This window comes from Breznakia sp. PFB1-19 (genome assembly GCF_029893935.1).
Taxonomy (GTDB): domain Bacteria; phylum Bacillota_I; class Bacilli_A; order Erysipelotrichales; family Erysipelotrichaceae; genus Breznakia; species Breznakia blatticola.
Genome location: NZ_JARXXJ010000010.1, coordinates 72,336 through 81,658 on the forward strand (window position 1 = coordinate 72,336; position 9,323 = coordinate 81,658).

A 9,323-nucleotide genomic window follows, 5' to 3' on the forward strand; every position below is an offset into this window, starting at 1 on the left:
GAGTTCACCCTACCGTTCCCCTTATGCCTTATTTCCCCTAAATAAAAGTGGGGGGCTTGTGTATTTCGTCCACTCGTTGCATATCGCCACCCGTGCAAAGCGTTTGCCTTTTGTTTGATAAACTATGCGTATGCACTACTAACATTGCTTATATCGCTTCATATGAAGTCGTTTTTGTTCTTCATATACTCATTGAATTGCTTACGTTTCTTTCTTTGCCAATAGATGCCCTTACTAGTAAGTTCATGACTATCTCTATCATGCATCGCATTGTGTTCCTTGTGTGTAAGTGGCAACAAGTTCCACTCTTCAAATGCTAACTCTGGATACTGTTCGTATGGATAGATATGATGCACTGTGTTGGCTAACTTACTAACACCGTAACGTTTACTCTCTTGACATTCATACTTATAAGCATTAAGACACGCTAACCTTACACGCTTCCATCTCTTAGTCTTGTATAAGTTCAAAATTGTTCCAGTCCTTTACATCTACATTAGTTTTAGTGTTGTATCCTTTGTGATTAGGATAGCTAAGTATTGCATGATCACGTGTCATGTATTTGAGATTAACTATTTCACCTTGCTTTATTACTATATGCTCGGTGTAGCAGCTTCTTTGATATGCTGCAGTGTCTTTCTTACATCTATACTTTGCCATGTTCTATCCTCGGCATTACTTTCTTCCGTTTCTCTCTCCTAACCTTGTAATGTAAGCAACCCCTTTGTGTTCCATTCATAGCACATGCTTGGTCGCTTATGTGCCCTTTAGGGCAACCCTTACATAGTTTGTTCATCATTGGCACATTTGTATTCGGAAGTAACTTCTCATGATAGTACTTGCGTATCAATGTAACCACTTCAATAGGGATGTAAGCATTTCGTGGATACTCATGCCTTTTCAACCAGCCTTTAATTGAGTCAATACTTATTCCTAATTCTTTTGCTAATTGTTCTACAAACATGTGTTACCCCTTTCTTCTTATTTGCTGGCACTCAACATATAAATGGGTATAAACATATATGAAAAGCAAGGACTGTTGAGTACCAAAAATAAAAAAGACTATCATCAGATAGTCTCATTGGTGGAAATAAGAGGAGCGGTTCAAAGGCTCTCTCTTTCATTTATTTCCTATTAGCATAATAACACGGAAAACTACACGTTTTTACGTGACTTTTGTTTTTTAAGTGCTTTTTTAATTATTCTTACTTTTCTATCCCATACACTATTCTTATGGCAATAATGTATTTGCGATATCTTATAATCAGTCATTCGCAACACACAAGCATCATAAATAAATTGATAATCACTTTCGCTAGTTTCTCTAATCGTTTCCAGAACTTTTTGGATCAAGTTAATTGCTTCATCGTAACGATTGCGTTCTTTCATTAATTCCCCTTCTTGTTCGAGTAATTCAATCTTATTGTTTTGATACGGATTGCGTGCATTTTCCAGTACCACTTTTTTAATCGCAGTACTGCTAACTCCTTGCAACTTGTAAGCAACTACATACAATTGCTCATTGATATCATCTTTGCACTTATTGTAATAATCAAGAAATCTAAGTTCCTTGATTATAAACTGTACATCTTCCTTAGTGACCTCTTTCATCTTCTCTCCTTTTTGACATATCGTTCATTTCTTCAATACCAACTTGGAAATCTTTTCTTAAAAATTCGGGTAATTCATTTGCCATTTTCATATGTCCTTTCCAAGTAAACATGTGTGCATACTCTGCATTTATTCGATTGCGTTTTGCTCTTGCTACAGCCCTATGTCTATCATTTGGCATTATCTAACCCTTTCTATTTCTTTTATCATTGCAGTTATTTGTTCGAGATTCTTTTTCTTTATCTCTATTTCTTTTTCACTCAAGCAATAATGTTCGAGCTCAAACTCAATTTGCTGCTTTAAATTAAGTAGCTTTTCATATTCTTCAAACATCATAATTTTTCGAAATCCTTTGCTAATGCATCATATTTTTTTTGCAACATTTCAAGCATTATTGGAGCAACCGCTTTAAGTACTTCGCATGGAATTCGTGTTTTATATTCTCGTGATTGTCCTGATTTAAAATGCAAATCATACTCATATCTAATAGCATGTTTAATACTGTAGATGGTTTCTTCAAGTTTTATAATTTCAGCTCTTAATCGATTTGCTTCTTGTAGTTTTTTATCATTCATCTTGTTTAATTCTCCTCATTAGCATCTGCAATTAGATCATCTACAGTTAATGATTCAATAAAATAAATAATCTTCTTTTTTGAAATATTGCCTTTGTTTTGAATTACGTAATTTTTAATTATACTTTTTGTTTTTTCTTGAACATCATATCTAACTTTATTTTCAATTTGCTGCACTGTTCTACCAATCGCAACAAGTTCGATTTTTAAATCGTTTTTTTCTTCGCTAATTGAAGCGTTTTGTTTACGCAATTCAGATATCTTATCTTTTAGCGATTTAATTTCATTATCACGTTTTGTTAGTCTTCCATTGTATTCTTCCAATATTACTAAAGTTGAATCATACTTCATTTTTAGTTCTTCATGTCGATCTTCTTTGATTTGAAGTATTTTCAACTCTTCTATGTTTTACAATCCTTAACTTAATGACATTGGAGTAATGCTCTCTTTTTTATTTGTTGCGAGTAATAATTCCCAACGCTTAATTGATAGTTCATGCTTTTTCCTTAAAACAACTTTTTTTGTTCATTTGTTTTTAATCTGTAGCCAATCCGTCGATATTCGTCATAAATTGGTTTCCATAAAATTTCACACTGTTTCCGTTCATTAGGCATCAGACGATCCATTACTTCTAATTGTTCATCAAGTCCAATAGCAAACGGACAACCCTTACAACCTGTTCTTGTAAAATTATACGGTGGATAATACAGCTTACATAATTTGATATTATTTCTTTCGATATACCATTCCACAAACTCATTAGTTAATGGATTTAATGGTTTGAATCGTACAAGTGTGTTTTTGCTATCGAACACAACACAGTTTGGTTTATTTGCTCTTTGCCCTCCTTCACTCATACGCAAACCTATGATACCTATTTTTCTTCCACTTTCTTTTTCGTAGCGTTTTGCAGTTTTCTTCTTTAATTCATCACAGCATTTATCACTTATTTTTATAGAAAACTGATCATCAAATTGATATTTCAAAATCTTTGGGCATGCAAATCGTGATGTTGTACCGTCAGACTTGATACCACTCATATACACTTTTACACTTTTACACAAACTACTATTTTGATAAGTAGATAATTTTCTACTATGTTCCTTCGATTTGAACGGATAACCTTTTTCCGTCAACATTCGTTTAATATTTACGCCAGCGTTATATACAATAATGCGATTTTCATTTTTTGCTAATTCTTTTACATGTTTTACTAAATCTATATATTCAATCCCAGTATTAATAAACACTCTAGGTATTTTATTGTTTGGTATTGCTTCATCTATTAAATAATGCAAAACCGTGCTATCTTTACCACCTGAGAAAGAAATATAGAAGTTTTCTTCACCATACTTTGCTACTGTATCTTTGATAAGTTTAATCCGATCAAACAGTAGTAATTCATTGTCAAATGTATCCATTACTTCTCCTAAAACAAGCTAAGCTGTTCGTTCAACTTTGGCTCAATTCTTTCTTTCATTTTCTTTATATACTCATAACTTGCTGTACCAAAACTTTTAAAGTATTCACTACCGATTTTGTAGTATCCGTATAGATGTCCGTATTCAACTTGCGATATATCTTCATCAGTCGGCTCTAGTATCACAATAGGTTTTGTACCCCAATCATACGCAAACCAATACACTGCTTCGCTAAATGACTTTTTAATCACTTCATCAACTTCATTTACTTCTCTTGGTTCATCGTCTAGTAAGTTAATCGCTTTCATGTATATACCCTCGCAACAGTAAGCAGTTGATATGCCCTTGTACACGTTCACTTTGTGTCAATTCCATGTTTGCTTTTCGTATCAGTTCACTTTCAACTACACGTCCGTTTACTAAATATTCAATCGTATCTGCAAAGATGTGTGCTTCATCATTGCCACGAACTAATTTAATTGGATAGTTCATTGTTCTTTCTCCTATCAAACATTTCTTTAACTTTTTTCTATTTCACATATTGTGATAATTCTGTAATTTGTTGTGTTGTTTTTTTGTAATCAATGTTTATAACTCCAGTATTTCCACTTCGATTTTTTAACAATCTCAAAGAATACTCATCTTTATCATTTTTCCAAATAAATAAGACTTTATTTGCTGACTGTTCAACTTCTCCACTGTCACGAAGCATTGACAAACTTGGTGATTTACCAGTGTCACGAGTTGATTCACGATTCAACTGGCTCAATCCAATAATCGTGCAATTGTAGTCAAGCGATATTTTGCGTAGCTCTTTTGCTACTTCTGTCATGCGATCATATGCCGAGAAGCCTTTAACTCCAATCAATCCAATATGGTCTATGAATACGATAATATGTTGCTGTGAGCTCGCTTTAGCGATGTACGACTTAATTTGTGCTAAATTCATGGAATTGTTTATTGATGTGATTTTGCGCGTTTGTAGACGTCTTGCTGCTTCCTTAATTCCTTTTGCAGCATTTGCATCCTTCTTTTCCATTTCGTTGAATGACAGCCCACTATCAATTGATACAAGCCTTTGGTTGAATTCATCCTCACCCATTTCGAAATTAAAGAAATAGCAAGGATAGTTAGTTGATAAATCATGTAATAGATTCATTGCAAAACCACTTTTACCAACACCCGTAGATCCAGCAAGAATAACAAAGTCATGTTCCTTCATTCGCATGAGTCCTTGAAGTTTATAGAACTTTGAAACTTTTATGTTTGCCTTACCACTCCAACATGAGTTTGCTATCTCTTGACCAGTCAAACTTTGAAGTGATAACGATGTACTTTGTTTTGTTTCATTCATTTTGGTTTCAAATTCTTCAAGATCTATTTTTCCAGACTTATACATATCTGATAATTTGATAATTTCTCTTTCGGTCCATTTTTCAATTACATAATTTTGATAGTGTTCGAATAACTCGTACTTTTCTGAACCTAAACCACAACAAGCAATGATGTAGTCTTGTACATCTTTTGATGTTTTAAATAAGTCTTCGTTAATTACTGCTCCATGCTTTCTGTAAATTGATTGCATTGTAGCGAATATTGATGCGGCTGGTTCTAAGAAGTGTTTTGCTTCAAGGATTGTTATGTCAAGTAGTTTGTTGTTGAGCATGAAGCTTCCTAAGCAGTAGCCAGATGCATCACTCAACACTTGATCTGAATGATTATTCATAATCTCCGTTCTTTACACCATCATCTATTTGTTTTTGATAATACATTCTTGTTTCTCTTTGTTGCTCATCTGTGAGATCATCAAAATCTTTCGGCAACAAGTCTTCAAGTTTTGGTTTTGGTTTCTTCTTTTGAATTGCAACATCATCAAGCCATCTTTCACCATTTAACCAAGTAGCAGGATGTGGGATAAACATTCCGTCATTTTTCTTCCAGTCGTTACTCTCAATGAATTGATCGAGTGCTTTGAGAATGATATCGAATTGGTTCGTCGTTTTACATTTATTTCTAAACGCAGTTAATGCTTTTGGTTTTGCTTTTTTATTCGGATATTTATCCCAGAAAATAACAAAAGCTTCTTCGTAATCAAACTTTCTTTTATTATTTTCTTTAGTATTAATACTTGTATTATTATCTCCCCCGTTTTTGGGCATAGGGTTGTCCCATTTTTGGGCATAGGGTGTCCCATTTTTGGGCATAGGGTGTTCAAAGGTATATATGCGTCTTTTTATAACTTTTTTGCTACCTTTTTTATATTCAAGTTTCCTTTTGATGTATCCATTTTTTTCGAGGTTATTCAGCCATCTTTGTACTGTTGTTCTTCCTACTTCATATAATTCACATAAGTAGTTATCTGTCGGCCAACAATATCCTGTTTTATTACATAAAGCAGTTAATTCTGCGAATAATACTTTTTCGCTTGTTGGTATTTTTTTATCGTAGCGTATCGTCGCAGGAATGACTCCATAATACGCTGGCTTATTCATTTCCATTTAAATGTCTCCTTCCAGTTGATCTTCGTGACTGTTTAAGTATTGCTTTGCCGAACGCGCCATTACAAACAAGTTCCTTGCACGTTTATATGTTTCAGTCATAAATTCAACAACTTCTTTTCTCTTGGTTGGATGCCAATAGCCTTTTTGATTGCTACTGCTACAGATCACTTCGCCATTTTTGCGTAAATCTTCAATAATGTTTCTAATTTTTCGGTCAGCAAATCCAGTTAATTCGATTAATTTTTCTCTTGAAATAGAGTTGTCTTTCCCATATGGAATAATCGAATTTATTCGTTGATGCGACTCAGTTAAAAGTTCTTTTTCTTGCGCCATTTTTGACCTCACTTTCTATGGTTTTTAATGCAAGCTTAGTAACATATTATCTTGCATTAAACTTTTCATTGTTTCGCCCTTTATTCATGGGCTTATTTGCACTTTTTCAGTGCATCTTACTTTTTGCGTTTTTTTATGCTATAATTTCCCTAAAATTAGGGGGCTTTTATGGAGGATGTTTTGTCGTATATTGTTTCAACCGGTACAATAATAATTCCAATTATTGTCACTGCTTTTGCAAGTTATTCATTTGGTAAACTACATTCAAAAAATGAAAATTGGTCAAGAATTCTTGAACATCAACTTAATCATGTCTATTTACCAATATATAAAACTATGTATTTAAACGGCACTAAGTCTGATGCTACACATCAAAAAGTAGTCGACATAACTGAACAAATTATTGAAGATAATTTGCAATACATTCCAGATAGATTTCTAAAAGCCTACACTGGATTTAAAAATAAGAATCCAGAATGTCGAGTTCAAGAGTTTTATTCTTATATAACAACTTCTTATAACGTTACAAGAAGCCGACTTGGCTATCCTTCAAAAAACTCTTTGAGTATCGTTAAATACTTCAGTCTAGAAGAGAAACTAAACTTATTATCTGCTTTTATAGGAATTTTTCTCTCAATCATTGTCTTGTTTGTTTTTATTGCAAACATTACGTATAAATTATCACATGGTATGGATGCCACGCCTGAGTTGGATTTTTCATGGTATATTGCACCCTCACTATTTGCTTGTTATGTTTCTGGATCTATTACATATAAATTTTTAGTCAAATAGCTCATCCAACATATAAATACAAAAAGAAACCAATATACCAACTAAACACCAAATTAAAATTTCCATGAATAATCCTTTCTAATCGCCATTGTGCGATTTTTTTCTTACTTCTTTTTGTAAATTGTCCACACGCTCTTTTAACTCTTCACGTGTTCCTTGCGTATAAATTTGTGTTGTTTTGGTATCTTCATGACCTAAAATATCCGCTAAATCAGCAACATTGCCATGCACTGCGATGTAATTTTTAGCAAATGCATGTCTCAAACTATGCGGATGCAATTTATCTTTACGTATACCCTTTGTGAGACCGCCAATCCGCTGTATTTTGCGCCAAACCGTGGACTCATGAATAACGTGTCCTGGTTTCGCTTTCGGTCCGTAACGCGACTCAAATACGTATCCTGTGAATTCGTTTGATTCGCACCATTTACGCATCTCCCTGCGTAAGTCTTGAGGAATGATAATATCCCTTACTTTCCCTTTATTGCGGACTTGGATGAACTTATCTTTCAATCTATCAACTGTGATAAATCTAAGTTCATACGCTCGTATTCCACTCATATATAGGACCTTAAGCAAAAAGTAAACGTCCATCATTCCAAGTCTCTTTGCTTTACGAATCATCCGCTCCGTTTCCTGCGGTGATAAAACATTCTCAACTGACTTCTTCCGCTGCACCTTTATTTGTTTGACTGCATAAGGTGTCTTTTCACGTTCAGGAGTCTTTAATATGTACCGAAGACATTTGTTAATGCATACTAGGTACGTATTGATTGTCTTTGCTTTATATCCTTGCTCGAACATCTCATCACGATACTCACGAATATCTCTTTTTGTGAATTCATCAATGTTCTTCTTTTCGAAATGTTCAATTAGTCTTTCTACTGCATAGATATAACTTCGCATAGTCTTTTTTGAAAACTCTTGATCATCAAGATAATCTTTGTAATCTTCCAGTCCATTTTTTAAATCAGTAACTTTGATAATTTCACATCCTTTCTCTTTTGCTTTATCTATTCTTCATCTGCTGGTAATTCTTCTGCTTCAATATCTCCAACTGCAAGAAGCTCACCAACTGCTAAAAATACTTTTTGATTTTGAATGCGAAATAATGCATTAGTAACAACATCAATCCCAGCATCCAGTTCTTCTTCAGTAATTCCAAATTTCTTTGCTACATTTCTTGTTTTCATGACTACTCCTTTATGAGACCTACTTGAATGATTATTTTAGATAGTGGTTTTCTAAGCAAATCGTCATTTAAGCCTAAATCTCTGCAAGGTAAAAGTTGCCACTTGAAAGACTTTGTATACGCCATAACAAATGGTGTATCTTTTGTATAATGCTCATTTTTAAGAGCATCGCCATTTCTCCAGTTTTCACCAACAAACATGTTTGCTACTTTTTCCAGTTCTTTTCCATTTCTAATTAAGATTCCAATATGATTTTCTTTAATTTCTTTTAATGTGTATTTTTTCATGATTACTCCTTTACAAATACTTCTGCGTTGTATGATTGCATGTATGGTTGTTCTACGAATATATCAATGACATTTTCTTGAACTTCTCCACCGCAATCTTGAGCTACATATTCATGTCCATTTATAACTAATACAGTGCCATAAGGAATCACTGTTGGATCCACTGCTACTGTTACTCCTTCAGTTGCAATTGCTCCTGTTGCAGTTGCGTGTCCATACTGGTCCTCTCCTGGCCAATAAGGTAGTGTAAAAAATAGATCATTTTGCACTACCTTTATCTTTATCTGTTCAGCCTGTTTGACTGTAACATTTTTTTCATTTTCCACACTTTTTTGTATTAAAAAAGGTGAAATACCGGTATCGTATAGTTTCCGACCAACGAAAGGATATTCCACCGATGCAAACTATAACACAAACTGTCGAAAACTTAAACAACCTAAATTCAATTTCTTTCATTTTATCTGGTTACTTAGATGCCCTTACTTTACTTAAGGAGCAACCTAAAGAATTAAAGGACTTCTTTTCCTCTTCTTCTTTTCAAAGCTCACTAGAGAAAGCATCGTCTAGTGTAAATGAACTGAACGAACTGCTAAAACCTATGCTTCCTGTTC

General features: G+C 33.8%; 17 protein-coding genes. 2 read left to right on the top strand and 15 right to left on the bottom strand.

Translation table 11 applies throughout. The features are described from left to right. Window positions 1-1,155: 1,155 nt before the first annotated feature. From M2098_RS06520 to M2098_RS06570, 11 genes are all read right to left on the bottom strand, one after another. Window positions 1,156-1,611, bottom strand: coding sequence for a hypothetical protein (locus M2098_RS06520; RefSeq protein WP_280682913.1), 456 nt, complete (start codon window positions 1,609-1,611; stop codon window positions 1,156-1,158). Continuing rightward, a complete protein-coding gene (locus M2098_RS06525) occupies window positions 1,595-1,792 on the bottom strand; it encodes a hypothetical protein (RefSeq protein WP_280682914.1) in 198 nt (65 codons plus the stop codon). The genes M2098_RS06520 and M2098_RS06525 overlap by 17 nt, the downstream gene beginning before the upstream one ends. Beyond that, window positions 1,792-1,947 carry a hypothetical protein gene (locus M2098_RS06530; RefSeq protein ID WP_280682915.1) on the bottom strand — a complete coding sequence of 52 codons (156 nt, stop codon included), beginning with the start codon at window positions 1,945-1,947 and terminating at the stop codon, window positions 1,792-1,794. The genes M2098_RS06525 and M2098_RS06530 overlap by 1 nt, the downstream gene beginning before the upstream one ends. Beyond that, on the bottom strand, window positions 1,944-2,186 hold the full coding sequence (locus M2098_RS06535; protein WP_280682916.1) for a hypothetical protein: 243 nt from the start codon (window positions 2,184-2,186) through the stop codon (window positions 1,944-1,946). The genes M2098_RS06530 and M2098_RS06535 overlap by 4 nt, the downstream gene beginning before the upstream one ends. A gap of 5 nt (window positions 2,187-2,191) precedes the next feature. Continuing rightward, a complete protein-coding gene (locus tag M2098_RS06540) occupies window positions 2,192-2,581 on the bottom strand; it encodes a hypothetical protein (RefSeq protein WP_280682917.1) in 390 nt (129 codons plus the stop codon). Window positions 2,582-2,691: 110 nt separating this feature from the next. Beyond that, the gene (locus tag M2098_RS06545; RefSeq protein WP_280682919.1) at window positions 2,692-3,606 is read right to left on the bottom strand and encodes a phosphoadenosine phosphosulfate reductase family protein; all 915 of its coding nucleotides are present in this window, start codon (window positions 3,604-3,606) and stop codon (window positions 2,692-2,694) included. Between the two features lie 8 nt (window positions 3,607-3,614). After that, window positions 3,615-3,914 (bottom strand): hypothetical protein, encoded by a 300-nt coding sequence (locus tag M2098_RS06550; RefSeq protein WP_280682921.1) that lies wholly within the window; start codon window positions 3,912-3,914, stop codon window positions 3,615-3,617. Further along, window positions 3,901-4,098 (bottom strand): hypothetical protein, encoded by a 198-nt coding sequence (locus M2098_RS06555; RefSeq protein ID WP_280682923.1) that lies wholly within the window; start codon window positions 4,096-4,098, stop codon window positions 3,901-3,903. The genes M2098_RS06550 and M2098_RS06555 overlap by 14 nt, the downstream gene beginning before the upstream one ends. Before the next feature lie 37 nt (window positions 4,099-4,135). Then, complete coding sequence (locus tag M2098_RS06560; protein WP_280682925.1) at window positions 4,136-5,332, bottom strand: DnaB-like helicase C-terminal domain-containing protein; 1,197 nt, start codon at window positions 5,330-5,332, stop codon at window positions 4,136-4,138. Beyond that, on the bottom strand, window positions 5,325-6,104 hold the full coding sequence (locus tag M2098_RS06565; protein WP_280682926.1) for a helix-turn-helix domain-containing protein: 780 nt from the start codon (window positions 6,102-6,104) through the stop codon (window positions 5,325-5,327). Before M2098_RS06565 ends, M2098_RS06560 begins: the two co-directional genes overlap by 8 nt. Continuing rightward, window positions 6,105-6,440, bottom strand: a complete 336-nt coding sequence (locus M2098_RS06570) for a hypothetical protein (protein ID WP_280682929.1) — start codon at window positions 6,438-6,440, stop codon at window positions 6,105-6,107. A gap of 168 nt (window positions 6,441-6,608) precedes the next feature. Here M2098_RS06570 and M2098_RS06575 point away from each other — a divergent pair, with 168 nt between their 5' ends. Then, entirely contained in the window at window positions 6,609-7,232 is a 624-nt protein-coding gene (locus M2098_RS06575; protein WP_280682932.1) for a hypothetical protein, read from the top strand. Window positions 7,233-7,310: 78 nt separating this feature from the next. Here the strand turns inward: M2098_RS06575 and M2098_RS06580 are convergent, their stop codons facing one another. Genes M2098_RS06580 through M2098_RS06595 form a run of 4 tightly spaced genes read right to left on the bottom strand, consistent with a single transcriptional unit; the run spans window position 7,311 to window position 8,981 of the window. Continuing rightward, window positions 7,311-8,249, bottom strand: a complete 939-nt coding sequence (locus M2098_RS06580) for a tyrosine-type recombinase/integrase (RefSeq protein ID WP_348521584.1) — start codon at window positions 8,247-8,249, stop codon at window positions 7,311-7,313. Beyond that, window positions 8,246-8,425, bottom strand: a complete 180-nt coding sequence (locus tag M2098_RS06585) for a hypothetical protein (protein ID WP_280682935.1) — start codon at window positions 8,423-8,425, stop codon at window positions 8,246-8,248. Before M2098_RS06585 ends, M2098_RS06580 begins: the two co-directional genes overlap by 4 nt. Window positions 8,426-8,427: 2 nt before the next feature. After that, complete coding sequence (locus M2098_RS06590) at window positions 8,428-8,712, bottom strand: hypothetical protein (protein WP_280682937.1); 285 nt, start codon at window positions 8,710-8,712, stop codon at window positions 8,428-8,430. A 2-nt stretch (window positions 8,713-8,714) separates the two neighbouring features. Continuing rightward, window positions 8,715-8,981, bottom strand: coding sequence for a 3D domain-containing protein (locus M2098_RS06595; RefSeq protein WP_280685254.1), 267 nt, complete (start codon window positions 8,979-8,981; stop codon window positions 8,715-8,717). Between the two features lie 128 nt (window positions 8,982-9,109). Here M2098_RS06595 and M2098_RS06600 point away from each other — a divergent pair. Then, window positions 9,110-9,323: hypothetical protein (locus M2098_RS06600; protein WP_280697890.1), on the top strand; the 214-nt coding region annotated here is incomplete at its 3' end.